The following is a 26737-nucleotide window of genomic DNA, read 5'->3' as shown; positions in this document are numbered from 1 at the left end:
CACTACTGACTCTCAAGTTCTTGAATCTTCTTGTAGGTAGCCTCAGCTTTGCTCGTTAACTGTGAGTAACCCGCAATATCCCCATTGCGCTGCAACTGCATCGCCTGCTCTGTTAGCTCTGCATACTCTTTTTTTAACTTCTTTAATGGATCTTTCTTAAATAAACCAAACATCTCTAATCTCCCAAGTTTGTCTTCTCTACGCAACAGACATTCAATAGGTTTGGTATTAATATCCTCAGTCACACCATCAATAGATGATTTATTCGATGCTAAACGATAACACTACGATTAAAGCTGTCCCCACCAATATCATTACAGGGTTTCTAGGAGCCGGTAAAACCTCTGCCATTGTTCACTTACTGCAGAACAAACCAAAAAATGAACGCTGGGCCATCTTGGTTAATGAGTTTGGCGAGATCGGTATCGATGGTAGCTTGATGCAAGGCCAATACTCAGAAGAGCAGGGAGTATTCATAGGGGAAGTACCTGGCGGTTGTATGTGTTGTGCAGCAGGGTTGCCGATGCAGATCGCTCTGAACATGTTGCTCGCAAAAGCTAAGCCCGATCGCCTTCTGATTGAACCCACTGGCTTGGGCCACCCTAAAGAGGTGCTAGAAGTTCTCTCCAATGAGCACTATCAGGACGTTCTTTCAATTCAAAAGATCATCACACTGGTTGATGCGCGCCAGCTTAAAGATGAACGCTATACAACGCATGAGACCTTTAATCAGCAAATTGCGATTGCCGATGTCGTTATTGGTAATAAACAAGATCTTTACGATGAGGGAGATAAAGAGCGTCTATCACAGTATATAGACGAGCATTTTTCCCCAAGCAAACCACTCGCGTTTACCGAACAGGGTCAGCTCGACCCTAGCCTGCTGTCTGGCAGCACCCATGCTAAGGCTGCTCATGCACACCATCACCATTCGCACCAATCAGTTCTGGCAAGCGAACAGCCTCTCCCTGAAATTGGCTTTCTTAAAGCAGAAAACCAAGGCGATGGGTTCTTAAGTGTTGGGTGGCGATTTGATCAGCGATACCAGTTTGATCGCTCCAAACTCTATCTCTTCTTATCGGGCTTAGAGGTTGAGCGAATGAAAGCGGTGTTTATCACCAATGAGGGGCTATTTGGCTATAACCTAGCGGATGGATCCCTAAAAGAGCTCGCAATCGATGTGTGTGACGAGAGTCGCATTGAGATGATTGCAGCGCGTCTTGATGATGACTGGGAATCACAGATTTTAGGCTGCGCAGTCGATAGTGAATGACCTGATTTGCTTTGTTGGGCGTAGATGTCTGAAAGGAGATTTTTATGAGCAACAATGCACCACTTCCCTGCCGCGGCTGTCTACCTAACTGCCCAAACCGTAAAACCTGTAATGGAAAACCTTGGGCCATGCAAAAACCAAACACGACCAAACCTCATTAAAACTTATGGTTAAACCATTAGCGACGCTTCTAATAGCGGCTTTTTTAGCTGGTTGTAGTACTCAAGATTGGCGAACCGCCAAACGCGATAGTGCTGAAATCGCACCGCTACCCAGTGAGCACCCTGAGGCAGTTATCCAAGTATACGGTGCAGATCTGTTCGGTGTGCGTGGCTACTTTGCAGTGCATACATGGATCTCTACCAAGCAGAAAAATGCACAACACTACACCGTTTACGACGTTGTCGGTTGGCGCACCGGACGCGGATTACCTGCCCTACAAATCAAACAGGATATCCCTGATCGCTACTGGTATAACTCTAAACCAGAGCTCATTTTGGACATTCGCGGCGCTGAAGCAGAACACTTAATTCCTAAAATTGACGAAGCAGCCAAACGCTACCCTTGGGCTAACGAATACACTCTCTTTCCCGGCCCTAACAGTAATACCTTTCCTGCCTGGATTGGTCAGCAGGTTCCTGAGCTCGGTTTGAAGATGCCTTTTAAAGCGTTTGGTTCAGGGTATGCAGATTAAATCAGCGTTTAGCTAAACACTCCGTGAACTCATCGACCAAGCCCTGCATGAAGTTGACGTATGCTCCTTGCGCGAGAGCAACATCGGAGGCCAACGGGTCCAGTTCACCGACATGAACTTCAAATCCTCGTGTAATCGAGTCGATCAAAGCAGGTCGATACTGTGGCTCTTTAAAGACACATGAAACGCCACTATGCTCCAACGTCTCACGAAGTTCGGCTAAATGTTTGGCACCTGGCTTAAGTTCGGGGCTGACTGTGAAGTAGCCAACCTGGTTAAGATCAAAGTGATTCACAAAGCCATCGTAGGCGTCATGGAAAACCAGAAAGCCCTTTTGGTGAACGGGCTCTAATTGCTCTTTTGCTTGGCTTTCGAACTGTTTCAGTGACGCTAAGAAAGCGGTCTCGTTCTCTTTGATTTGTGAGGCTTTAGCAGGAAAGTGGTGCTGAAGTTCAACCGACAGCTCTTCCGCAAAGTGCTCAACGGTCTCGATATCTAGCCAAGGGTGCAGACCGGCATGATCATGACCTTCATGCTCATCATGAGCATCGTGATGTTCCTCTTCATGTTCATGGCCTTCGTGTTCATCGTGATGATGCTCCTCTTCATGATCAGGATCTCTATGATCATCTTCACCATGCTCTGCATGCTCATCAAGCATCGCTAAATGCTCAACCTTAGAAGCATCGATTACTTTCTCTAGATAGGGTTCTATGTCAGGGCCGACCCAAATCAATAAATCTGTATTGTTCAGTCGCTTACGATCGGAGGGACGCAGGGCAAAGTCATGCGGGGAGGCACCGTCTCGCAGAAGAGTATCAACCTCGGCAACATTGACTAAGAGTTCGGCAGTAATAAGGCTCAGCGGTTTAACACTGGCCATCACAGTATCGGCTTGAGCTTGAGTGGATGCTAGTAAGAGAGAGGTAGCAACAGAAGCGGTAAATTTGTGTGTCATTGGGTACAATGCCTATAAACCAGAAAATGTATTGTTATAATATAACAATAATTGAGATAAAGCATGCTTGAAATCAACGACGCATTCAATTCAGACCACAACCACGATCACTGCGTCAGTGGTGCGTTAGATAACGCCAAGGCGATCTGCCAAGAGAGTGGCCAGCGTCTGACTCCTATTCGCGAGTTAGTGTTACGACTCGTCTGGAGCTCCCATAAGCCACTGGGTGCCTATGAGTTGTTACCCGCGCTGGCTGACGCGGGCTTTAACTCAGCGCCACCGACGGTCTATCGGGCATTGGATTTTTTGCATCAGCTGGGGCTCATTCACAAAATCGGATCACTCAACGCTTTTGTTGGATGCTCAAATCCAGAACACCCACATCCATCGGCATTTATGATCTGCAGAGAGTGTAAAACCGCAGCCGAAATTGAGACCAGTGAGCTTCAAGAGAGCTTTAATCGAGTCGCTAATACGCACGGCTTTCAGCTTGAGGAAGAGAATATCGAGCTGTTAGGTCTTTGCAGTGATTGTCGTGGGAGTGAATCATGAGTAATCCAGATCTGGCCAGATTGGACGGGGTCAGTTTGCGCTTTGGTAATAAATCGGTGCTCAACAATGTGAACCTGCCACTGCATAACGACTGCATCACCACACTGATCGGACCCAACGGCGCGGGTAAGTCATCACTGGTAAAGGTGTTACTTGGACTGGTGAAACCGACCGAAGGCACTGTTTGGACGAAACCGGGCCTGCGCATCGGGTATATGCCGCAAAAAATTCAGATCGACCGGACACTACCTTTAACCGTTAAACGCTTTTTGCAGATTCCACATGGCTATAACCAAAATGAGATCGAGGCCGCACTCGCTTCGGTGGGTGCTGAACACCTAATCGATTATTCGATTCACGATCTTTCCGGCGGTGAGATGCAGAGAACTCTTCTCGCAAGGGCCCTGTTAAGAAACCCCGATCTATTGGTGCTGGATGAGCCGGTTCAAGGTGTCGATATTAATGGTCAAACCGAACTCTATCGGCTGATCACGGATATCCGTAAAGAACGAAAGTGCGGTGTGTTAATGATTTCACACGATCTGCATCTGGTTATGTCATCGACCGATCACGTCGTCTGTCTGAACAAACATGTCTGCTGCTCGGGACATCCAGAAGCCGTCAGCGCAGACCCTGCCTACATAGAGTTGTTTGGCGCTTCTCACGCGTCAACACTAGCGCTCTATAATCACCATCACAACCATAGCCATGATATGCATGGTAACGTCGTTGAAGGTGACTGCTGTGGAGGTGATCATGCTTGATTTCATCATCTATGCGCTGATTGCCGGCCTATCAGTCGCCATCGTTGCGGGCCCTTTAGGTGCATTTGTTGTGTGGCGCCGTATGGCCTACTTCGGTGACACCTTGGCTCACTCAGCTCTACTCGGCATCGCACTGGGCATTCTGTTTGATATCAACCTGAGCTTAGCCGTCGTGCTCTGCTGTGTAGCGCTGGCGCTTGGTTTAGTCGCAATGCAGCGCCAACACTGGATAGCCACCGATACGTTGTTGGGGATTATGGCGCACAGTGCGCTATCACTGGGTCTGGTCGCCATATCACTACTGGATAACGTTCGCATAGACCTTCAGGCCTACCTGTTTGGGGATCTATTAGCGATAACTCCCGAAGACCTTAAGTGGATTCTGTTGGGAGGCATAGCCGTCTTAGCCGCGATCTACTGGCTTTGGAAACCACTACTCGCCATTACGATTAACGAGGAGCTGGCCCAAGTAGAGGGGATACAGGTTGCTCGCTATAGACTCGCCCTAATGTTGTTAATCGCCATGGTGATTGCCGGTGCGATGAAACTGGTTGGTGTGCTGCTCATTACCTCTCTATTGATCATGCCGGCTGCAGCGGCGCGGCGTATGTCTGCCACGCCTGAACAGATGGCTATCTTTGCCAGTATGCTTGGGTCTATCGCGGTTGTTGGAGGCATTGCGCTCTCTTGGTTTGCGGACACTCCAGCGGGCCCGAGTGTCGTTGTCTGCGCACTGGTGATCTTCTTATTGATCTTCTTCGCACCCCGGGCACGGGCATGATTCAACTGAATGATTGGAGCATGCATCAGCGTGTTTGGGCGCTGGCCTGGCCGATGCTGCTATCCAACATCACTGTTCCCCTTTTGGGTCTTGTCGATAGCGCCGTTGTCGGCCATTTGGATGATCCGAAGCATTTAGGGGCGGTGGCAATTGGAGCCACACTGTTTACCACCATCTACTGGGCGTTTGGATTCTTACGAATGGGAACCACTGGGCTGATTGCACAGGCTGTGGGACGCCAAGATGGCAATGCAAATAGGACCTTTTTAGCGCAAGCAACCCTGATCGCACTGGGTCTCGGCAGCCTTATGTGGCTCGCACAAATCCCCATACTCACTTTGGGTTTAGAGTGGATGGGTGCCGATTCCGATGTCCACGACACCGCTCGAAGCTATGCCGATATTCGAATCTACGGTGCTCCAGCGGCGCTGTTCAACTACGTCTTAGTGGGCTGGTTTGTCGGTAATCAAGATACACGCTCACCCCTGATCATTATGACCGTCGTCAACCTGACAAATCTGGTGTTAGATCTGCTGTTTGTGCTCGGTTTCGGCTGGGGCGCAGAGGGTGTAGCCAGTGCAACACTGATAGCTGAATACACCGGTGTGGTTCTTGGGTTACTGCTGATGAAGCGCCATCTAAACCTGATTGATGGTGCAATTTTGCCAAACTCACTTCGTCAACTGTCAGCCTATCGCGCGATTTTTACCGTGAATAAGTACCTATTTGTTCGGACCGCGTCACTGCTCTTTATGTTTGCTTTCTTCACCTCACAAGGTGCGCGACTTGGAACGGATATACTGTCGGCTAATGCTCTCCTGTTGAACTTCTTGATGCTGATCTCGCACGCTCTCGATGGATTCGCCCACGCTGCTGAGGCGATCTGTGGTCGCTATGCGGGTGCCAAGGATCGATACAACTTCTACCGCGCCATGAAGAGTTCAGCTCTCTGGTCCTTGTTGTTTGCGCTGGGGCTTACACTCACGTTTATGTTGGGTGGGCACTCTATTCTGAGCCTGATGACCGACATTGAATCGGTATTGGATGTCGCACAGGACTATTTGATCTTTATCTGGGTGCTTCCATTGATCGCTGTATGGAGCTATTTCCAAGATGGTGTTCTTGTCGGCACGACTCAATCTAAAGCGATGCTGCAGATCATGGTCGTCACTGTGTTTGGCACGTTTTTACCCCTCTGGTGGCTAACACAAGATCTAGGTAATACCGGCCTATGGTTATCATTCACCGCGGCATTTTTGGTCAGAGCATTGATGGGGTTCTGGATTTTCCACCGCTATAACCAGCGTGGGGTTTGGTTTAAGGCGTAATCCAATCCTAAATAACATTTGAAGGTGGTGTCAGGCTGAAGGCCAGACACCGTTGCAACAAGACCCGCCACAAAGTCCCCGTGTCTGGCTTTCAGCCTGACACGACTATCTCTGCGTCACGGTTTGCCTGCGGCAATTCGTTCCTACAGATGATCGATGCAGCGCTGGTAGGCGGGGCAGGTCTCTAGGTGATCGTTGACGAAGCCGGTAGCCTGAAGGTAGGCGTAGACGATGGTTGAGCCGAAGAAACGGATGCCGCGTTTTTTAAGGTCTTTCGCAATCTGCTTTGAGAGATCGGTTTCTGCAGGTATATCGGCTAGCGTTTTGGGTCTGTTCACGATCACTTTACTCTCCATAAACGACCACAAGTATTTCGCAAAACCACCGAACTCCGTCGAAATAGCCAAAAATTGCTTGGCATTATTAATAGAGGCTTCGATTTTGGCGCGATTACGAATGACTCTGGCATCAGCCAGCATCGCCTCTATCTCTTTCTCCCCAAACTGAGCCACGAGCTCGGGTTCAAAATTACGATAGTGGTGACGGTAGCCTTGCCGTTTATTTAATACAGTGCGCCAGCTTAATCCTGCTTGAGCGGACTCTAGAACCATAAACTCAAACAGTGTTCGGTCATCGGTTCGCAACAAACCCCACTCTTCGTCGTGGTAACGATGCTCTATCTCGGACTGGCGTGCCCAGCCACAGATATCAGCATCTTGGCTCACGTCAGTGATCCTTTTTCTGCAAATTAGGGTTGGTAAAGAACTGCAGTGGCTGAGCTTCAACTTCGGTTGCTGGTGTATTCTTTAGCGGGTCCACACCCTCTTTAGAGACTCGGGTCTCTAGCTCTTTGGGTTCTGGACGGCCATCAAGGCGCATGCTGTCTTCGAACCCACATTTAACACATTCACGATACTCACGCTCTTCGTCGCGATACATTCGTGTACTATCCATAGCGGCACAGCGTGGACAGACCACACCGGCGACAAAGCGTTTAACTGGTTTCATAGCAGCTCCTTCGCTGAATTAAGCGGCAATACCTGAGTGGCGAAGCAAAGCATCCACTTCAGGTTCACGGCCACGGAACGCGACAAATAACTCCATTGGCTCTTTAGAACCGCCCTTCTCAAGAATTTCGGTTCTGAAGGATGCACCAGTCTCCTGATTAAAGATACCCTCCTCTTCGAAACGAGAGAAAGCGTCGGCCGATAGAACTTCAGCCCATTTATAGCTGTAATAGCCGGCCGCATAGCCGCCTGCGAAGATGTGGCTAAAGCTGTGCTGAAAGCGGTTGAATGCAGGTGGGTTCAATACTGCCACCTGTTCACGAACACTGTTCAAAACAGACTGTACTGACGTTTGGCCAGGCTCAAAATCACGGTGTAGGATGAAATCGAACAGTGAAAACTCAAGCTGACGCACCATTAACATGCCCGATTGGAAATGCTTAGCCGAGAGCATGCGATTCAGCATATCTTCTGGCAGAGGCTCACCTGTCTCATGGTGGCCTGAGATCAGTGCCAGAGCTTCTGGCTCCCAACACCAGTTCTCCATGAACTGACTGGGCAGTTCGACAGCATCCCAGGCCACGCCATTAATTCCACTGATATCGGCATGTTCCATTTGCGTCAGCATGTGATGCAGACCGTGGCCAAACTCGTGGAACAGTGTCGTTACTTCATCATGGGTTAGTAGCGCAGGCTGGCCCTCTAACGGCGCCGTGAAGTTACAGACTAGATACGCCACGGGCAGTTGAATATCACCATTGATGTTACGGCGAACACGACAGTCATCCATCCATGCACCACCACGTTTACCGGCACGAGCAAATGGATCTAGGTAACAGTTTGCGAGTACCTGACCATCACGCTTCAACTCAAACAGTCGAACATCGTCATGGTAGGTATCAAACTCTTTCAGTTCAGTAACGCTGACACCAAAGAGGCGCTCGGTTACTGCGAACAGCCCATCCAACACTTTAGGGAGTGGGAAGTAGGGACGCAGCTCTTGCTGGGAAATGTTGAAGCGTTGCTGTTTCAGCTTCTCTGCATAGTAGGTGATATCCCAAGCTTGCAGATCGCTCATACCCTCTTCTGATTGAGCAAAAGCGGTCAGCTCTTCTAACTCTTTAGCGGCTTGAGGACGGCTTTTAGCTGCTAAGTCCTCAAGGAAGTTCACCACCTGATCGGTAGATTGAGCCATTTTAGTGGCCAGTGAATATTCCGCGTAATTGGTAAACCCAAGCAACTTCGCCAACTCAAGGCGCAGGGTCAGGATCTGCTCAATGAGATCGGTGTTATCCCACTCACCCGCTTTTGGCCCCTGATCAGAAGCACGAGTCGCATAGGCCGTATAGAACTCTTCACGCAGCTGACGATTATCAGCCTGCAGCATCACGGCATGATAAACAGGGAAGTCGAGTGTTAGCACCCAGCCCTCTAACTGTTCACTTTCAGCCGCCTGCTTAGCCGCTTCAAGGACATGATCGGGCAACCCAGCTAACTCGGTCTCATCGGTAACATGCTTGGTCCAACCCTGCGTTGCATCCAAGACGTTCTCAGAGAATTTAGTGGTCAACTCAGAGAGTTTTAGTTGCAGCTCGGCGTAACGTTTTTGTTTCTCTTCTGGCAGACCAATACCCGCTAGACGGAAGTCACGAAGTGAGTTAGTAATCACTTTCTTTTGGGCATCTGAAAGTTCAGAGAAGGCCGCACTTTGACTAAATTGTTCGTAAGCTTCATAGAGCTTTTTATTCTGGCCAAGCTCAGTAAAGTATTCAGAGAGTTTAGGTAGGCAGGCGTTGTACGCTTCGCGCATCTCATCGGTATTCGCCACGGCGTTGAGATGAGAGACCGGAGACCAGGCTTGAGCTAATTCATCATTTAGCTGTTCCAGTTCACCCACTAAACTCTGCCAATCCATCAGTGGTTGTTCAGTCATCTTTGCAATACGCTCACGGTTACGCTGCAATAGCTCATCGACGGCGGGAACAACATGCTCAGGTTTGATGGTACTGAATTGTGGCAGTGAAGATGGTTCTAACAGTGGGTTACTCATCGGTCTCTCCGAGATCAAAAACTCTATACGCTTTACTATACAATGGGGTGAGCGGATCAGTTATTCAAGGAATGCGATATGAAACTACGTCCTTTTAAAGGTATCACCCCAACCCTAGGTGATAAGGTCTTTGTTGACCCCAGTGCGGTTGTCATTGGGGATGTGGTGCTGGGTGATGACGCATCCGTTTGGCCGCTGACAGCGATCCGTGGCGATATGAACCATATTCGTATCGGCGCTCGCACCAATGTTCAGGATGGGGCAATCCTGCACATCACTCATGCCAGCAGCTATAATCCTGACGGCTATCCGTTGATTATTGGCGATGAAGTGACCATCGGTCACATGGCGATGCTGCACGGCTGCACCATAGGCAACCGTGTCCTGATTGGTATGTCAGCGACGGTAATGGATGGCGCAATCGTTGAAGATGATGTCGTTGTCGGTGCCGGCGCGCTTGTACCGCCAGGTAAGCGTCTAGAGAGTGGCAAGCTCTACATGGGCCGCCCTGCCAAAGCAGTTCGCGACCTGACCGAAAAAGAGATGAGCTACTTCAGCTACTCTGCTGCCAACTATGTGAAGCTGAAGAATGAGCATCTGGCCGAGGATTGGGCAAATTAAAAATTTGCTGGAGCTTTATTGAGCGAAGCGAAATGAGGCGATATCTCATCGTCTCCTCTGCGAGAAGACTCCAACAGGGGTCTGACCTGTGGTCTGACCCCACTCTAAGAAACGGCAGAGACTAAGCCTTCGCTTTAGACAACTCACGCAAGCGTTTAACCACTTCAGCACCAATAGAGCGTTGGGTGAATACGCCGTCGGCTTTCTCTTTGCCAGCGCTGCGACCCATTAGCAGCTCGAGTGCTTCATCAACGGTTGCGACAGAGTAGATTGAGAAGAGCCCCTCTTTCACGGCATCCACCACTTCCTGTTTCAGCATCAAGTTGCGGACGTTCGCTTTGGGAATAATCACACCCTGTCGACCGGTTAAACCGCGAGACTCACAGAGGTGATAGAAACCTTCAATCTTCTCGTTAACACCACCAATCGCCTGAACTTCACCGTATTGGTTGATGGATCCGGTCATCGCGAACTGCTGTTTGATCGGTATGTGCGTTAACGCTGAGATCAGGGTACAGATCTCCGCCATTGAGGCACTATCACCGTCCACATAACCGTAGGATTGCTCCATCGCTATGCTGGCCGAGATCGCTAACGGGAACTCTTTAGCGTAACGGTGACCCAAGTAACCGGACAGAATTAACACACCCTTTGAGTGAATCGGTTGGCCGAGCGTGACTTCACGCTCAATATCGACGATGCCACGACTACCGGGGTGAACCGTTGCGGTAATGCGTGCCGGCGAACCAAAGCTAACATCACCAACCTGCAGTACCGTCAAACCATTGGATTTACCGATTGCTTCACCATCCGTGTCGATCAGAACAGTCTCGTTGGTAATACCCTCTTGGATCTTTTCAGAGAGGCGCCCGGTTCGACGCTCTTTGGACGACAGTGCCGCGTCGACGTGTGCCGCATCGATGTATTTGTCATTCGATTTGGCGCGACGGTAGTCCGCTTCACAGAGTAGATCGACTAATTCACCGATATGCGCCGATAGAAGATCTTGATCACCCGCCAGTCTAGAGGAGTGCTCAACCAGTCGCGCTACCGCTTCACGAGTTAACGGTGCTAGCTTCTCCTCTTTGGCCAGCGTGCTCATTAGACGGGCGTACTGGCGAATGGTCGCCGGTGTGCGCTCGACATCCTCTTCAAAATCGACCACAACACGGAACATCTTTTCGAAGTCATGATCGAGCTCTTGTAAGAGGTAGTAGATGTTACGGGCGCCAATGAGGACGATCTTCACATCCAGATCGATCTCCTCAGGTGAGAGCGTTACGGTGCTGATACCGGCATACTCACTGACTGGGTTTTCGATGCGAATCGCATGCGCTTTTAACGCTCGCTTCAAGGCGCCATAGACAAAGGGTTGCTCAAAGAGTTTTTCCGCTTCAATGATCAAGTAACCACCATTGGCTCGATGCAGTGCACCCGGACGAATCAGACGGTAGTTGGTGATCATAGCACCCATTTCACTGTTGTACTCAATGCGTCCAAACAGATTTTCATAACTTGGGTGCGCCTCATAGACCACTGGCGCACCTTTGGTCTTCTCATTATCAACGAGCAGATTAAGACCGTAGTTCTCGTTCATGAATTCGCGACGAGCCGTCTCGGATTTGTTCTCAAAAATCCCCTCCGCAATCATCTCACCGGCGTTACGAATCAGATCACGCTCTACATCTTCAAGGTAGCTGTTCACCCCCTTCAGGTTTGAATATTCACCTCGCACCTCTTCAAACAGGGGTTTAATTGCGTGACGAGCGGTGTCACGATCGAGGTAACGCAGTGCTTCAGCGGCCTCACGGCGCCAGCGTGGCATCTCTGTCAGTTGCTCATTAAGCAGCTCTTCCAGTTCGGATATGTGTGTTGAAAAGGCGTCACGGATCTCTTCCGGAAGCGCCGAAAAGACCGCCTCATCGATGGCTTGCCCTTCCGCTACGGGCGTAAATCCAATCGTGCCCGCATCACGATAAACGGCGATGGAGTATTCACGCCCCTGCTTCTCGACCGTCTCTACTGCTTTGTCATAGAGACGGTTGAAGTCACGTTCAATCTTCGATTTTTCACGCTGATAGGCGGGACTTTCAAAGGCAGCAGGCAGCTCAGTGACGACACGGTTAAGAAGCTTACTAAGATCGTGCTGCAACTTAACGGCTTTACCGGCTGGGAGGCGCAGCGCTTGTGGATGACGGGTGTCTTGGATGTTCTTCAGGTAACACCAATCGTATGGCTTGGATTGGCTTTTGGCTGCCTCACGCAGATTCTCCATCGCAAAAGAGAATCGCCCTGTGTGCGGGTTACCCATCACAAACAGATTGTAGCCGGGGCGGTTCATGCCTACCCCAAACTCCATCGCTTCAAGCGCACGATCTTGACCAAAGAAGCCAGCGAAGCCCTCTAGGTTATCGGTAGTTTTAAACGGGAGAAGATCGGTATCGCAGGTACGGTAGAGTTGATCGACTGAGAGCGGGGCTAGCTTTTCCATGCGGGGCATCCAATACAGCGAATTGATACCCTTAGACTGAAGCGCTCCCCCCTCTAAGTCAATGCTATTTGTGTTGCAGTTCGGATCTGAGCTGATTAAGTATCTCGGCTGTTTCGGGTTTCACCCCTCGCCAAATTGCGAAGGACTCCGCCGCTTGTTCTACCAACATACCCAGACCGTCTATGGCACGTGCTCCATGCTGTTCGCACCAGGCACAAAATGGTGTTTGTTCAGCACCATACATCATGTCATAACCACAACTATTGGCATCGATCGCTTCAGCAGGCACAGGGGGCAACTCACCACCAATACTGGCCGAGGTGCCATTGACGATCAGATCGAAAGCAGGCCCTGTAATGTCATCATAGCCGCAAGCAGAAACGGGAGCGCCCGCAAAGACATCGGCAATAACCTGAGCTTTTGATACCGTGCGATTCGCTATCACAACGCTAGCAACCTGAGCTTCTAACATCGGCTGAATGACACCACGCACAGCACCACCTGCACCCAGTATCAAGACGCGTTTGCCGGCTAATTCCAAACCCAAGTTGTTCTTTAGATCAGTTAACAGACCAATGCCGTCGGTGTTATCAGCACAAATTTCGCCCTGCTCATTTAACCAGAGAGTATTGGCTGCACCGGCTGTCTCTGCGCGCGCCGTGCGCTCCTGTGCAAGCTGCCAAGCCAGCTCTTTAAACGGCAGGGTCACATTAGAGCCCTTGATCTCTCCAGAGGTCAGTTGAACCCTCAGCGTGTCCGTAAAGGTATCCGCCTCTAACAGCTGAGCGGTGTAGTTCAGAGACTCACCCGTTGTCTGAGCAAAGTGGCTATGAATTCTGGGTGACAGGCTATGTTTGATCGGATTGCCTGTCACTCGGTACTGATCGATCATGCTTCTAAGCCTAACCAGTCTCTAGATTGCAGGTAGTAATCAGTCAAACGCGCCTCTTCTGTACCGGGTTCAGGCGCCCAGTTGTAGTCCCAGCGCACTTCCGGTGGAAGCGACATCAGAATCGATTCGGTTCGGCCACCGGTCTGCAATCCAAACAGAGTGCCACGGTCAAACACTAGGTTGAATTCAACGTAACGGCCGCGACGGTGTAATTGGAAATCACGCTCGGCTTCACCATAACGCTCATCACGACGGCGCTCGACAATCGGTACATAGGCTTTAGTGTAGGCATTACCAATGGACTGCATCAGCGCAAAACTTTGATCAAAACCCAACTCATTCAGGTCATCAAAGAAGAGGCCGCCGATACCGCGAGGCTCACCACGATGCTTCAAGAAGAAGTAGTCATCACACCACTTTTTATAGCGAGGGTAGACATCGTCACCAAAAGGGTCACAAGCGTCTTTAGCCACTTGGTGCCAAAAAACACAATCCTCTTCATTGCCGTAGTAAGGGGTCAAATCAAATCCGCCACCGAACCACCAAACTGGCTCTTCGCCCTCTTTCTCCGCAATGAAGAAACGAACATTGGCATGTGAGGTCGGCACTTTAGGATTTTTAGGGTGCATCACAAGGCTGACACCCATCGCTTCAAAGTTACGGCCTTGAAGCTCAGGACGGTGCGCAGTTGCCGATGCAGGCATCTGATTACCGTGAACATGCGAAAAGTTAACGCCGCCCTTTTCAAACACCGCACCGTTGGTAATGACTCGGCTTCGGCCACCGCCGCCTTCGGGTCGATCCCAAGAGTCCTCAACAAACTCAGCGCCACCATCGGCTGCTGCCAGTTCATTACAGATACGATCCTGAAGATCCATTAAGAAGGCTTTTACTTCTGCTACGCTCGGTTTGCTCATTCGCAATCTCCGTCTCTAAACTCGTAGGGTCTGTCCAGTCAGTGCATCACGAATCACGGATGGTCGATCCGAATCGCCTAATGCGCCCTGAACACGATAATTAATTCTATTTCCAAAGTAAGTACTTACTCTCAACTTACTCTTTGCAGGTACTGCAGATGAGGGGTTAGCCGAGGTTGATACCAACGGCATATCGGCACGGTTGCAGAGCGCCTGCACGATGGGATGTGCAGAGACACGAACAGCAACAGAGCTGTGCTGGCCTTTAACCCACTCAGGGATCATCTCGTCGGTATCCGGTATCAACCAGGTATTGGGTCCAGGCCAGCTTGCCTCAACAACCTGACGCTGCTCGGCTGTCAGATTCTGCAGCAGTGGTTCAACCTGTCCAATATTGGCTGCCACTAATATTAAGCCCTTATGCATAGGGCGGCGTTTAACCGCTAACAGATGTTTCACGGCATGCTCGTTCCAAGGGTCACAACCTAACCCCCAAACCGCCTCTGTAGGATAGGCAATTACGCCACCCTGCTGGACCACTTCTACGGCCTGTTTAATGCTCCAATCATTCACCATAATCAGAATCTTACTTTGGAAAAAACGCTATTCTACCGAAGAACGACGTAACGGGCTCCCTCTCGGCCAATAATTCCTGAGATTTCTAGTTCCACGAGCAGACGTTGAAGCTGCCCAATCGGAATACTGAGCTTTGCTGCAAGCTGATCGGCAGTTAACGGCTGCTGATGCAGTGCACGGATTATGGGATCCTCAGACTCAATGGGCGGCGTCTCAACACGATCTGTAGTAAGCGGTAGATAGAGTGACGCCAATATTTCGGAAACCGTTTCAACCAACTGAGCTCCCTCTTTAATAAGATGGTGACAGCCTCTTGCCAGTTCGTTGGTAATCGCACCAGGTATAGCAAATACCTCCCGCCCCTGCTCCAGCGCCAAACGAGCTGTGACCAGTGATCCACTCTTAATAGTGGCTTCAACGACTAAGGTTCCCAAACTCATACCACTGATGATGCGATTACGCTCTGGAAATAGGTAGGGCCTGGGCTGGATACCGGGCAACTGCTCAGTGACTAACAGCCCGCCTGAGTCCAATATCTGCTGGGCCAGCCGTTGATGCCGTTGTGGATAAACCAGATCTGGGCCGTTTGCCATAACGGCGATTGTTGAACCGGGGCCGGCTTGTATTGCGCCGAGATGAGCTGCGTGATCAATGCCTATGGCTAATCCACTGGTGACATGTACGCCCGATTGGGTTAACTCTTGAGCAAATCGCTGTGCGGTTGCACGGGCCAAGCTGGATGATTTTCGCCCACCCACCATAGCGACTTGAGGGTCGCTCAATGCTTGCACATTGCCTTTTGAGAAGAGCACCACGGGCGGATCGTAGATCGATTTAAGCAATTCGGGATAACGGCTATCTTCAAAGCAGATAACGTCACAATCTATGTTTTTAATGACATTTAGATGCTTTTCGGCATGATCGTAGAGTGACTTTATCTGCCTGACAGCGAACTGACTTTCGTTAAAAAGCTCTAACTGCTCTATTAAGCACTTAGAGTCTTTTAGCCGATCAGGCCAGTCAGTGTGTTGAATGAATTTTAAATTGGAAGCGGGTCGCATAGCCAAAAGGCGCAGTGCAACCCAGTCGATCGATTCGGCTGGCATCCTTGCTCCTGACACTGCACATCCATGTGCAGCGATTGTCTAATATTGTGACGTTAAGGCTGACGAAGCGGGTCGCCAACCTGAATCACTTCGGTTGAACGCATCACCAGTGCATAACTGACCTTGTCGAAGGTTTTGTAGACCATCAACTCACCGGCACGCTCGGCTGGTAGTTGAAGTTTTTCACCTGTTTTAGGGTCACGAATCTCTTCGCCACGATTGTAGATCGCGTAGACACTGCCTGGCTCGATTCCTTCGCGCTCACCGGCATTGATTGTGACACTGTTAAACTGACCAATGTTGGCAACGCCATTTAATACGGCGATGACTTCAACATTATCGAGCTCTGGACCAGGGCGCGGCATAAACCGAGTCACCAGTGGCGCTTCACCGGTTGGAATCAGAATATCTTTTAAACGCACCTCTTCAGTACTGTTGCGAATATCAACACTGATAGTGTCGCCTTCAGAACCACGAACCAGCGCATCAGCGACGCGATGCAGCTCATAACCTAAGGACTCACCGGTGTTCTGATCTACATACTCGGTCAAAGGACGGTAGAGAGATTGCTGACGACTGTCATCTAACAATTCACCTCGAACATAGACTCGATCGTCATTGGCAGCGAGGATGCGTTGGTTTTTACCACCCAGAACGTAGGGCGCATCCGCTAACATTTGATTATCAACCACTCGGCTATCATTGAGAAAGGCTTGCACATCACGCAGAGGGATCGAAGCGATAGCCTCTTCGCGTGGCACGACTTTGACCTCAGGCGTTAACACCACTGTACCCGGCTTACGACCCAGGCGAGGCTCACCATCTTCCCAGTAGAGGTAGATGACATCTCCAGGATAGATCAGATGAGGGTTGTAGATCTGCGAGTTTACTTCCCAAACCTTAGGCCAGAGCCAAGGGCTTTTGAGAAAACGCGCGGATATATCCCACAGGGTATCCCCTTTAACAACGGTGTATTCAGAGGGGGCATCTTGCGCCAACTTGATGGTGTCAGCTTGCACCAGCATAGAGGTTATACCTAATGCAACGGCAGCGATCTGTTTTATCCGTTTAAACATACTGTCCTTCAGCGTTTGACGCTTATCTATTCGATTGCACTGCTTAACGTGTACCACATGCAAACAGAGTCCTAATAGGTATAATAGACAATATTAACAATGTTACTAGTTATCCGATTGAGAGAGATCACTAAACGGTATGGCACTGCTTAAAATTTTAGAGTTCCCAGACCCGCGTCTTCGCACCATTGCTGAACCGGTTGAGACGGTCGATGATGAGGTACGCAAGATCATCGATGACATGTTTGAAACCATGTACGACGCTCCGGGCATTGGTCTGGCCGCAACACAGGTCAATATTCATAAACAGATCGTCGTAATCGATATATCCGAAGAGGGTAATGAGCCACTGGTTTTAATTAACCCCTCTTTTGAAGTGTTAACCGACGAGACTGAACAGATGCAAGAGGGTTGCCTCTCTGTCCCTGGCTTCTACGAAAACGTCGTTCGCCCAGAGCGCGTTAAGCTGAATGCGATTGGTCGTGATGGCGAACCTTATGAGTTAATTGCTGACGGTTTGCTAGCGGTCTGTATTCAGCACGAGCTGGATCATCTGAATGGTAAGCTGTTTGTTGACCATATCTCTCGATTAAAACGTGATCGAATCCGCGGAAAACTTGAGAAGAAACATAAATTAGAAGCCGCTCAGGCTTAACGATCAGACAGGCTTGCCGCTCACCTTGGCAAGCCTGTTTCATTTTAGGATATCGAATTGTCTAAAATTATATTTGCCGGAACCCCAGATTTTGCCGCCTCTCATCTACAGGCTCTGATCGATTCCGGCTTTGATGTGGTAGCCGTTTACACCCAACCCGATCGACCAGCGGGCCGTGGTAGGAAGTTACAAGCGAGCCCCGTTAAGCAGATTGCACTGAAAGCAAATATTCCCGTGTTTCAACCACTCTCACTGCGTGATGAAGCGGCTCAGGCGGAACTGGCTGCGATCGACGCTGATTTAATGATTGTTGTTGCCTACGGCTTGATACTGCCGCAGGTTGTATTGGATACACCAAAACTGGGTTGCGTTAATGTACACGCCTCTATTCTGCCGCGTTGGCGTGGTGCTGCTCCGATCCACCGCGCACTGCTGGCAGGTGACAAAGAGACTGGTGTGACGCTGATGCAGATGGAAGCTGGGCTGGATACCGGGCCTATGCTAGCTAAGGTGTTCACGCCGATCGATGAACAGGAGAGCAGCGGCGAACTGCATGATCGATTAGCAGTACTTGGCTCCAATATGCTGGTTGAGCAACTTCCTGCACTGTTGGCAGGCGAATTAACGCCAGAAGTTCAAGACGATGCTTTAGCTAACTACGCCAATAAGCTTGAGAAAGCTGAAGGTAAAATCGACTGGACTGAGTCGGCAGACGCGATCGCCCGTCAAGTTCGCGGCCTCTCTCCTTGGCCAGTGGCTTACACAATCCTTGATGATAAAAGCGTACGCATCTGGAGAGCGGAAGCACAATCAGAAGCCGGTGATGCTGGCGCTCTGATCAAAGCCGATAAACAGGGTGTCCTGATCGGGTGTGGCGAAGGCTCTTTGCTAATCAAAACCATTCAGATGCCAGGCGGTCGCGCCACTGAAGCGTCGGCACTACTCAATTCAAACAACCACCCGTTTGTAGAGGGTATGCACTTTGAGTAATACCGCTAACCTAAGGGTGCAAGTGGCTGTTTTTCTATCGCAGCTGTTACAACACAACGGTTCACTCTCTAGCCGACTGCCAGGCATGCTCTCTCGAGTTGAACCTCGTGACCGCGCTCTGTTTCAAGAGATCTGCTACGGCACGCTTCGTTTCTATCCACAGCTTGAAGCGCTCAGCCGTGAGTGTCTGCGCAAGCCTTTTAGAGAAGAGGACACTGACGTCTTTGCCCTACTGTTGAGCGCGCTCTACCAATTGAGACATCTCTCGACGGCTGAACATGCTGTCATCAACGAAACCGTTGAAGGCGCTAAGCAGATGGGTAAGCCTTGGGCCGCCAAACTGTTGAACGCCGTACTGCGTCGTTACCAGCGTGAAAAGGATAGTTTAGAAGCTGATATCCAGCAGACCGAGACTGGTCGCTGGAATCACCCAGAGTGGATGATCGCAAAACTCAAACACAACTGGCCCGATCACTGGCAGAGCGTAATGACCGAAAACGATCAGAGCCCACCGATGTGTCTGCGGGTCAATCGTTCGAAAAGCGATCGTGATACCTACCTTAAGATACTGAACAGTGCAGAGATCGAGGCAAGTGCTGGATTGTTCTCAAGCGATGCCATCTACCTAACGACGCCCTGCTCTGTGGATAAGCTTCCACACTTTGCTGAGGGGCATGTCTCGGTTCAGGATGAAGCGGCACAATTGGCTGCAAAACTGCTGGGTGTAAAAGCGGGCGAACGCATACTCGATGCCTGTACCGCTCCCGGTGGAAAACTCTGCCACCTTCTTGAACTGGAAGATGATATTGAGATCGATGCGCTGGAGTTAGAGCCTCGACGAGTCGCGCGCATCGAAGAGAATTTAGAACGACTAGAGCAGAGTGCGGGTGTCATTGTCGGTGATGCCGCTCAACGGGATTGGTGGAGCGGTGACGCTTACGATCGCATTCTGGTGGATGCGCCCTGTAGTGCTACCGGTGTCATTCGTCGTAATCCTGACATCAAAGTACTGCGTCGTAACGAAGATCTCCTGGGTCTTGCAACCACTCAACTTGAGATCCTTAATAACCTATGGGATATGCTCAAGCCTGGTGGTACATTGCTGTATGCAACCTGCTCAGTGTTCACACAAGAGAACGAGCGTGTTGTCGAACGATTTTTGAAAGAGCACTCGGATGCTAAAGAGTGCAAAATAGTCGCAGAATGGGGCATAGAGAGACCTGCCGGTCGGCAGCTGTTTCCACAAAATGGAGGCCATGATGGCTTCTACTACGCCCGCATCAAGCGAATAGAAGAGGCTTAAGCTCTACATGAACGTTGTTATTCTGGGTGCAGGACAGGTGGGTGGCTCTCTAGCAGAGCATCTCGCCAGTGAATCCAACGATATTACTGTCATTGATGTCGATGGCCCAAGACTCAGAGAACTTGCAGACCGCCTAGATATTCGTACGGTTGAAGGTCAAGCTTCGCTGCCAACTATTCTGCATAGCGCTGGCGTAGAAGATGCCGACATGTTGATCGCAGTGACTAACTCAGATGAGATCAACATGGTTGCCTGCCAGGTCGCTTGGTCGCATTTTCGCGTACCAAAGTTGATTGCCCGAGTTCGTGACCAAGCTTACAACTATTCAGAAGGTAAGCTCTTCAATACGCAGAAAGAGAACAACGTTGCCGGCATCCCAATAGATGTTTTGATCAGCCCTGAGCACTTGGTGACACAACACATTGCTAGGATGATCCATCACCCAGGTGCCCTTCAGGTTCTCGATTTTGCCGATGGCGCAGCGCAATTGGTTGCCGTGAAAGCCTATTACGGTGGCCCGCTGGTGGGTCGTGAGATCGCACTGCTTAGAGCGCACATGCCCAATGTCGACACCCGTGTGGCAGCCATTTTCAGACAGGATCGCCCTATTATTCCAACCGGTGACACGGTCATTGAGGCGGACGATGAGGTCTTCTTTATTGCCGCTGCCGGCGATATACGTTCGGTTATGGGCGAACTGCGCCGATTAGATAACCCTTACAAACGCATCATGATTGCCGGAGGTGGCAACATCGGATTCCGACTAGCTGAATCGATTGAGGATGACTTCCAGGTCAAACTGATTGAACGAAGCCTAGATCGATGCAACCACTTGGCACGCGATCTAAATCGCACCATTGTTCTGCATGGCAGCGCTTCTGATTCGGAACTGCTTCTCGAAGAGAACATTGATGATGTCGATGTCTTCTGTGCCCTAACCAACGACGACGAAGCTAACATCATGGCATCGATGCTGGCCAAACGTTTAGGCGCCAGAAAGGTGATGACGCTGATCAACAACCCGGCCTATGTTGACCTTGTCCAGGGTGGCGTTATCGACATTGCCATATCACCACAACAGACCACTATTGGCGCCCTACTGGCCCACGTTCGTCGCGGCGATGTGGCAGCGGTTCACTCACTGCGCCGTGGTGCTGCAGAGGCGATTGAAGCGATCGCCCACGGTGACCCGTCAAGCTCTAAAGTAGTTGGGCGCGCCATTGAGGATATTGCGCTACCCGCGGGTGCGACCATCGGTGCCATTGTGAGAGACAACCAGGTATTGATTGCCCACGATGACGTCGTGGTTGAAGATGGCGACCACGTCATTCTGTTCCTTATCGATAACCGTCAAATTGGCGAGGTAGAGAAGCTCTTTACCGTCGGCCTAACCTTCTTCTGAGGCTCCCATGCACTTCAAAGTGATTCTCAGAATACTTGGCCTGCTGTTGATGATATTCAGCATCACTCAGCTTCCGCCAGCCCTCGTCTCGATGATCTACGACGATGGCAATATTCAAGCATTTGTTGGGGCTTTCTTCGTCACTCTGTGTACCGGTTTCTTAATCTGGCTCCCCTTCATGCGAGTCCGCCAAGACCTTAGAACACGCGACGGATTCTTAATTACCGTTCTATTCTGGACGGTACTGGGCTTCTTCGGTTCGTTACCTATCTACTTTTCGGCCGAAACAAACTTTACCTTTACCGACGCTCTGTTTGAGGCCGTTTCTGGTCTGACAACAACAGGGGCAACAGTGATTACTGGACTGGATACGCTTCCCAAGTCCCTGCTCTACTATCGACAGCAGCTGCAGTGGTTGGGTGGTATGGGTATCATCGTACTAGCCGTCGCGATACTGCCAATGCTGGGCATCGGTGGGATGCAGCTCTACCGCGCTGAAACACCTGGCCCGGTAAAAGATTCAAAGCTGACACCTAGAATCACCGAAACTGCCAAAGCGCTTTGGAACATCTACCTGACGCTGACGATTGCCTGCGCACTGGGCTACTGGGCGGCAGGAATGGAGCTGTTCGATGCGATTGGCCACAGTTTCTCTACTGTTGCCATTGGCGGGTTCTCAACACACGATGCCAGTATTGGATTCTATGACAGCGCACTGATCGAGATGATTTGTGTACTCTTTATGGTGCTTTCGGGGATCAACTTCGGCCTTCACTTTGCCGCTTGGAGACAGCACAGTGTCGCCCACTACTTCTCAGATCCAGAGTTCAAGTTCTACCTCTTCTCTCTGATCAGCCTGTCGCTGTTTACGCTGTTTGTGCTCGACTTTACTGGTACCTATGAATCGATTGAGGCGCTGCGCAAAGCGGTCTTTATGGTTGTCTCCATTGCAACGACGACCGGCTTTGCCGTCGCGGACTTTGCACACTGGCCCGCCATGCTGCCCTTCTTACTCTTCTTGGCAGCCTTTGCCGGGGGCTGTGCAGGATCGACCGGTGGTGGCATGAAACAGATACGTCTACTGCTGATTCTAAAACAGGGTTACCGTGAAATTGTGCGCCTGATTCACCCGAACGCAATCATGCCAGTGAAGTTGGGAAGACGCCCAATTTCAAATAAAGTGCTTGAAGCGGTTTGGGGGTTTTTCTCGGTCTACTTGATCGTCTTTGTGGTGATGCTGGTAGCTCTGCTAGCCACTGGACTGGATCAAGTAACGGCATGGTCGGCAGTGGGCGCTACGCTCAACAACCTTGGCCCAGGCCTTGGTGATGTTGCGGCACACTATGGTGACATACCGAATACCGCCAAATGGATTCTGGTCTTTGCGATGTTGCTTGGACGTCTTGAGGTATTTACCTTACTAGTCTTACTTACACCGGCTTTCTGGCGCCGATAACCCTATTAAATGGATAGGGTTACGCCCCTCTTAAATTCTTAAGGAATGCTGTATAATTCCCGGCTAATTTTTTGCAAAAAATCCTAGCCGAGGACTTCTGTCGTGACCGACACTGTCAAACCTGATGTATGCACCTTCCAAGGTCTTATCTTTGCCCTACAACAGTATTGGGCCGAGCAAGGCTGTGTAATTGTTCAGCCACTGGATATGGAAGTGGGTGCTGGTACTTTCCACCCTTCTACCACTCTGCGTGCTATCGGCCCAGAGAGCTGGAACTCAGCTTACGTTCAACCAAGCCGACGCCCAACCGATGGCCGTTACGGTGAGAACCCAAACCGTCTTCAACACTACTACCAATTTCAGGTTGTGATGAAGCCTCACCCAGACAATTTCCAAGAGCTCTACCTTGGCTCACTTGAGCGTCTAGGCTTTGATCTTTTGACACACGATGTACGCTTTGTAGAAGACAACTGGGAATCACCTACACTGGGTGCTTGGGGTCTTGGTTGGGAAGTCTGGCTGAATGGCATGGAAGTCACTCAGTTCACCTATTTCCAACAGGTTGGCGGTCTTGAGTGTTACCCGGTCACTGGCGAAATCACCTACGGTCTAGAGCGTCTAGCGATGTACGTTCAAGAGGTAGACAGCGTTTACGATCTGATTTGGTCTAAGGCACCGGACGGTACCGTTGTAACCTACGGCGATGTATTCCACCAAAATGAAGTCGAGCAGTCGACTTACAATTTTGAATACGCCGATGTGCCACACCTATTCAGCAACTTTGAGCACTACGAAAAAGAGTGTCAAAAACTGCTGGATGTCGGCTTACCGCTACCGGCTTATGAACAGGTCATGAAGGCATCGCATACCTTCAACTTACTGGATGCGCGTCACGCGATCTCTGCGACTGAGCGTCAACGTTACATTCTTCGTGTTCGTACCTTAGCTCGCGGTGTTGCCGAAGCTTACTACAACAAGCGTAAAGAGCTTGGTTTCCCAATGGCAGAAGAGTCTATTCGCCAAGAAGTCCTAGCATCACTGGAGGGAGCCGAGTAATGAGTAATCAAGATTTCCTATTTGAACTGGGTACTGAAGAGCTACCACCAGGTGCACTTCTCTCTCTGTCAGACGCACTGGGTAAAAGCCTCACGGCTCAACTGAACGATGCTCAGCTTAACTTTTCATCTTTAGAGCTATTTGCTGCTCCACGTCGCTTGGCCGTATTGGTTAAAGAGCTAGACAGCCAACAGCCTGATCGTAACATTGAAAAACGCGGACCCTCTGCAAAAGCACCTGAACAAGCCGCTAAAGGTTTTGCTGGCAGCTGCGGTGTCTCTCTTGAAGACCTTGTCATTGAGAATACTGACAAGGGTGACTACTACGTCTACCGCGGTACTGAGGTTGGTAAACCTGCTGCAGAACTTCTACCAGGAATGCTTGAGACCGCTTTGAGCGGGCTGCCGATTCCTAAGCGTATGCGTTGGGCGGCTAGCCGTACTGAGTTTGTCCGCCCTGTTAAATGGATCGTTGCGCTGCTGGGTGATGAGGTTCTACCTTGTACTCTACTTGAGGTTACTTCAGGCCGTAAATCACGTGGCCACCGCTTCCACTACCCACACGACATTGAACTGATGACTGCAGGTGAATACGCTGCCACGCTTCGTAACACCGGTAAAGTTGTGGCTAGCTTCGCTGAGCGTCGCGAAATGATTCGTGAACAAGTGCTAGCTGAAGCAGCTCGTATTGGCGGAACTGCTGATATCGATGAAGATCTTCTGGACGAAGTCTGTGCACTGAACGAATGGCCTGTTGCATTGGCTGGACGTTTTGAAGAGCGCTTCCTTGAGGTACCTGAGCAAGTCCTAATCCTTTCAATGAAAGAGAACCAGAAGTACTTCCACCTTGTGGATAGCAACAACAAGTTGATGCCGTACTTCATTACGATCTCAAACATTGAGTCTAAAGATCCTCAGCAAGTGATTGCAGGCAACGAGAAGGTGATTCGCCCTCGCCTAGCTGATGCTGCTTTCTTCTTTGAGACGGACAAGAAGGCGCCTCTTATTGATCGCCTAGAGAAGCTAAAGAGTGTCGTATTCCAAAACGAGCTTGGTACAGTCGCCGACAAGGCTGCTCGCATTGAAGCAACGGCCACTGCCATTGCCAAGCTGATTGGTGGTAATGAAGCGTTTGCCGCTCGTGCTTCACAGCTTGCTAAGTGTGACTTGCTAACAGATACCGTTTATGAGTTCACAGAGCTTCAGGGCCTTATGGGTTACCACTTCGCACTGCACGATGGTGAAGAGCAAGAAGTTGCACAGGCGATCTACGAGCAGTACATGCCAAAGTTTGCCGGTGACGATCTACCTGCCTCTAAAACGGGCATTGCTGTAGCCTTGGCAGATCGCTTGGACACACTAGTCGGTCTGTTTGCGATCAACCAGCCGCCTACAGGTTCTAAAGATCCATTTGCACTGCGTCGTGCAGCATTGGGCGTGCTTCGTATTATCGTTGAACATGAGTTAGATCTTGATCTTAAAGAGCTTCTTCAGACTGCAGCATCAAACTACCAAGCACTCCCTGCTTTGGACAGTGCTGCTGATAATGTCTTTGAATTCATGCTGGAACGCTTCCGTTTCTGGTTTGAAGAAGAGGGCATTAGCGCTGAGATCTACCTGTCGATCCACGGTCTTCGCCCAAGCAAACCATTAGACTTTGTGCGTCGTGCTCATGCTGTTGCGGCCTTTACACAACTTGAAGCGGCCTCAGCACTGATTGCTGGCAACAAGCGTGTTGGTAATATCCTTGCGAAACTAGATTCTACACCGTCTACCGCTATCAACGATGCACTGCTATCTGATGAGGCTGAAAAAGAGCTTGCTCAAGCACTCAAGGGTTTAAGCAGTTCAGTTGCATCAATGACAGGTGAAGGCGATTACCAGGGCGCTCTTCAAGCTCTAGCTGATCTTCGTCAGCCAATCGACCGCTTCTTCGAAGAGGTTCGTGTCATGGCAGATGACGCTGACGTTAAGCAAAACCGTCTTGCGATGCTGCAACAACTTAAAGAGCTATTTGGTGGAATCGCCGATATCTCCGAATTGGCTGGCTAAACTTAATTGGCCATCAAAAAACCCGAGCACTGCTCGGGTTTTTTATTTGTAAATATCTGCTTTTCTACTACTTTGCATAGTGTTGAATCAAACCACTGACTGCAAGGATGCAAGATGCAAAAAGTTAATCCCAAACTCACCGCCATCGCCTATTTCATTATTGGCCTTTTAGTGTTTTACACACTTTTCCTAGATAAACCCATAACCAATGAGGATGATCGAATTATCATTTTTAACCAGCACCCGAATGGTGAAGAGATCAAATATGCACTTGGTTTGAACAGTTATATTGGGTTCGAAATGATTCCATTTAATATGCTTAACAAGCCTCTCTCTGCGACACATCTCCACCGAAGCATTAATGAATTTGATAAATATGCGGTGTATTTTGGTGATGACACGGATGGAGCTCTAACAACCGGCTTCATTCTCAGCGTCAGTGATTGCCTTAGCAGCCCTTCTATTTATCACTCACTCGTCAATCAGATACCTATCTCTTTTACTGCCAGTTGTGACGATAAGCGGGCCGATCTTCAATTTGTCACACCGACCATCCCAAATGACAACCAGCTACTTTTAAACATGTTTGAAAGCCATACGTTCATCGACTATCAACCGAAGTCTAGTTCTGATTTTACTATTAGATTTTCAATGGACGGATTCACTCAAGCGATGCACAGTGAATTTAGCGACGATTGATTCAAATGTTTCACGTGAAACTTTTTATCAAATAAGATT

Annotated in this window: 26 protein-coding genes; 15 read left to right on the top strand and 11 right to left on the bottom strand. The window is 49.9% G+C overall.

All coding sequences use genetic code 11. The features are described from left to right. Nucleotides 1-2: 2 nt before the first annotated feature. Nucleotides 3-173 (bottom strand): DUF6435 family protein, encoded by a 171-nt coding sequence (locus XMA127_RS11345; RefSeq protein WP_173484668.1) that lies wholly within the window; start codon nucleotides 171-173, stop codon nucleotides 3-5. A 95-nt stretch (nucleotides 174-268) separates the two neighbouring features. On the opposite strand from XMA127_RS11345, the gene XMA127_RS11340 reads away from it, so the two are divergent. Together XMA127_RS11340 and XMA127_RS11335 are read left to right on the top strand one after the other, a co-directional pair. Then, on the top strand, nucleotides 269-1273 hold the full coding sequence (locus XMA127_RS11340) for a GTP-binding protein (protein WP_173499210.1): 1005 nt from the start codon (nucleotides 269-271) through the stop codon (nucleotides 1271-1273). Nucleotides 1274-1439: 166 nt separating this feature from the next. Continuing rightward, on the top strand, nucleotides 1440-1967 hold the full coding sequence (locus tag XMA127_RS11335) for a DUF3750 domain-containing protein (RefSeq protein ID WP_173483747.1): 528 nt from the start codon (nucleotides 1440-1442) through the stop codon (nucleotides 1965-1967). A gap of 1 nt (nucleotide 1968) precedes the next feature. Here XMA127_RS11335 and znuA read toward each other — a convergent pair whose 3' ends face one another. Beyond that, entirely contained in the window at nucleotides 1969-2925 is a 957-nt protein-coding gene (gene znuA, locus XMA127_RS11330) for a zinc ABC transporter substrate-binding protein ZnuA (protein WP_173483724.1), read from the bottom strand. A 63-nt stretch (nucleotides 2926-2988) separates the two neighbouring features. Between znuA and XMA127_RS11325 the strand changes: the two genes are divergently transcribed. From XMA127_RS11325 to XMA127_RS11310, 4 genes are read left to right on the top strand one after another with little or no spacing between them, the layout of a single operon-like run. Then, the gene (locus tag XMA127_RS11325) at nucleotides 2989-3477 is read left to right on the top strand and encodes a Fur family transcriptional regulator (RefSeq protein WP_173483723.1); all 489 of its coding nucleotides are present in this window, start codon (nucleotides 2989-2991) and stop codon (nucleotides 3475-3477) included. Next, complete coding sequence (gene znuC, locus XMA127_RS11320; RefSeq protein ID WP_173499209.1) at nucleotides 3474-4241, top strand: zinc ABC transporter ATP-binding protein ZnuC; 768 nt, start codon at nucleotides 3474-3476, stop codon at nucleotides 4239-4241. Before XMA127_RS11325 ends, znuC begins: the two co-directional genes overlap by 4 nt. Next, nucleotides 4234-5022, top strand: a complete 789-nt coding sequence (gene znuB / locus XMA127_RS11315; protein WP_173483721.1) for a zinc ABC transporter permease subunit ZnuB — start codon at nucleotides 4234-4236, stop codon at nucleotides 5020-5022. Before znuC ends, znuB begins: the two co-directional genes overlap by 8 nt. Continuing rightward, the gene (locus XMA127_RS11310) at nucleotides 5019-6350 is read left to right on the top strand and encodes an MATE family efflux transporter (RefSeq protein ID WP_173495364.1); all 1332 of its coding nucleotides are present in this window, start codon (nucleotides 5019-5021) and stop codon (nucleotides 6348-6350) included. The genes znuB and XMA127_RS11310 overlap by 4 nt, the downstream gene beginning before the upstream one ends. 143 nt (nucleotides 6351-6493) lie before the next feature. Here the strand turns inward: XMA127_RS11310 and XMA127_RS11305 are convergent, their stop codons facing one another. The 3 genes from XMA127_RS11305 to prlC are packed head-to-tail and all read right to left on the bottom strand — an operon-like array spanning nucleotide 6494 to nucleotide 9407. Then, the gene (locus tag XMA127_RS11305) at nucleotides 6494-7075 is read right to left on the bottom strand and encodes a DNA-3-methyladenine glycosylase I (RefSeq protein ID WP_173499208.1); all 582 of its coding nucleotides are present in this window, start codon (nucleotides 7073-7075) and stop codon (nucleotides 6494-6496) included. Between the two features lies 1 nt (nucleotide 7076). Continuing rightward, entirely contained in the window at nucleotides 7077-7358 is a 282-nt protein-coding gene (locus tag XMA127_RS11300) for a YheV family putative zinc ribbon protein (protein WP_173482188.1), read from the bottom strand. A gap of 18 nt (nucleotides 7359-7376) precedes the next feature. Beyond that, a complete protein-coding gene (gene prlC, locus XMA127_RS11295; RefSeq protein ID WP_173499207.1) occupies nucleotides 7377-9407 on the bottom strand; it encodes an oligopeptidase A in 2031 nt (676 codons plus the stop codon). 78 nt (nucleotides 9408-9485) lie between these two features. Between prlC and XMA127_RS11290 the strand changes: the two genes are divergently transcribed. Beyond that, on the top strand, nucleotides 9486-10028 hold the full coding sequence (locus XMA127_RS11290) for a gamma carbonic anhydrase family protein (RefSeq protein ID WP_173483718.1): 543 nt from the start codon (nucleotides 9486-9488) through the stop codon (nucleotides 10026-10028). A gap of 121 nt (nucleotides 10029-10149) precedes the next feature. Here XMA127_RS11290 and XMA127_RS11285 read toward each other — a convergent pair whose 3' ends face one another. From XMA127_RS11285 to XMA127_RS11260, 6 genes are all read right to left on the bottom strand, one after another. Then, nucleotides 10150-12519: a Lon protease family protein gene (locus tag XMA127_RS11285; protein WP_173483717.1), complete on the bottom strand. Its 2370-nt coding sequence runs from the start codon at nucleotides 12517-12519 to the stop codon at nucleotides 10150-10152. A 64-nt stretch (nucleotides 12520-12583) separates the two neighbouring features. Next, entirely contained in the window at nucleotides 12584-13411 is an 828-nt protein-coding gene (gene aroE, locus XMA127_RS11280) for a shikimate dehydrogenase (RefSeq protein WP_173482185.1), read from the bottom strand. Next, the gene (gene hemF, locus XMA127_RS11275) at nucleotides 13408-14328 is read right to left on the bottom strand and encodes an oxygen-dependent coproporphyrinogen oxidase (RefSeq protein WP_173494541.1); all 921 of its coding nucleotides are present in this window, start codon (nucleotides 14326-14328) and stop codon (nucleotides 13408-13410) included. Before hemF ends, aroE begins: the two co-directional genes overlap by 4 nt. Nucleotides 14329-14343: 15 nt before the next feature. Continuing rightward, the gene (locus XMA127_RS11270; RefSeq protein ID WP_173482183.1) at nucleotides 14344-14904 is read right to left on the bottom strand and encodes an L-threonylcarbamoyladenylate synthase; all 561 of its coding nucleotides are present in this window, start codon (nucleotides 14902-14904) and stop codon (nucleotides 14344-14346) included. Nucleotides 14905-14936: 32 nt separating this feature from the next. Beyond that, a complete protein-coding gene (gene dprA, locus XMA127_RS11265) occupies nucleotides 14937-16010 on the bottom strand; it encodes a DNA-processing protein DprA (protein ID WP_173482182.1) in 1074 nt (357 codons plus the stop codon). Between the two features lie 53 nt (nucleotides 16011-16063). Further along, nucleotides 16064-17143: a LysM peptidoglycan-binding domain-containing protein gene (locus XMA127_RS11260; RefSeq protein WP_371731539.1), complete on the bottom strand. Its 1080-nt coding sequence runs from the start codon at nucleotides 17141-17143 to the stop codon at nucleotides 16064-16066. A gap of 82 nt (nucleotides 17144-17225) precedes the next feature. Here XMA127_RS11260 and def point away from each other — a divergent pair, with 82 nt between their 5' ends. From def to XMA127_RS11220, 8 genes are all read left to right on the top strand, one after another. After that, the gene (gene def / locus XMA127_RS11255) at nucleotides 17226-17741 is read left to right on the top strand and encodes a peptide deformylase (RefSeq protein ID WP_173482181.1); all 516 of its coding nucleotides are present in this window, start codon (nucleotides 17226-17228) and stop codon (nucleotides 17739-17741) included. 57 nt (nucleotides 17742-17798) lie between these two features. Beyond that, on the top strand, nucleotides 17799-18731 hold the full coding sequence (gene fmt, locus XMA127_RS11250; RefSeq protein ID WP_217362117.1) for a methionyl-tRNA formyltransferase: 933 nt from the start codon (nucleotides 17799-17801) through the stop codon (nucleotides 18729-18731). 22 nt (nucleotides 18732-18753) lie between these two features. Beyond that, a complete protein-coding gene (gene rsmB, locus XMA127_RS11245) occupies nucleotides 18754-20034 on the top strand; it encodes a 16S rRNA (cytosine(967)-C(5))-methyltransferase RsmB (protein ID WP_371731536.1) in 1281 nt (426 codons plus the stop codon). Between the two features lie 7 nt (nucleotides 20035-20041). Then, entirely contained in the window at nucleotides 20042-21436 is a 1395-nt protein-coding gene (trkA, locus tag XMA127_RS11240) for a Trk system potassium transporter TrkA (protein ID WP_173484674.1), read from the top strand. 7 nt (nucleotides 21437-21443) lie between these two features. After that, a complete protein-coding gene (locus XMA127_RS11235; protein WP_173483713.1) occupies nucleotides 21444-22892 on the top strand; it encodes a TrkH family potassium uptake protein in 1449 nt (482 codons plus the stop codon). A 102-nt stretch (nucleotides 22893-22994) separates the two neighbouring features. Next, nucleotides 22995-23948, top strand: a complete 954-nt coding sequence (gene glyQ / locus XMA127_RS11230) for a glycine--tRNA ligase subunit alpha (RefSeq protein ID WP_173499205.1) — start codon at nucleotides 22995-22997, stop codon at nucleotides 23946-23948. Further along, nucleotides 23948-25999 carry a glycine--tRNA ligase subunit beta gene (gene glyS, locus XMA127_RS11225; RefSeq protein ID WP_173482176.1) on the top strand — a complete coding sequence of 684 codons (2052 nt, stop codon included), beginning with the start codon at nucleotides 23948-23950 and terminating at the stop codon, nucleotides 25997-25999. Before glyQ ends, glyS begins: the two co-directional genes overlap by 1 nt. 114 nt (nucleotides 26000-26113) lie before the next feature. Beyond that, complete coding sequence (locus XMA127_RS11220) at nucleotides 26114-26698, top strand: hypothetical protein (RefSeq protein WP_173482175.1); 585 nt, start codon at nucleotides 26114-26116, stop codon at nucleotides 26696-26698. Nucleotides 26699-26737: the final 39 nt, after the last annotated feature.

The sequence above is a fragment of the Marinobacterium sp. xm-a-127 genome, assembly GCF_013283425.1.
Classification (GTDB): domain Bacteria; phylum Pseudomonadota; class Gammaproteobacteria; order Pseudomonadales; family Balneatricaceae; genus Marinobacterium_E.
Note: the sequence above shows the minus strand (reverse complement) of the source record. Positions and strands in the feature narration are given on the sequence as shown.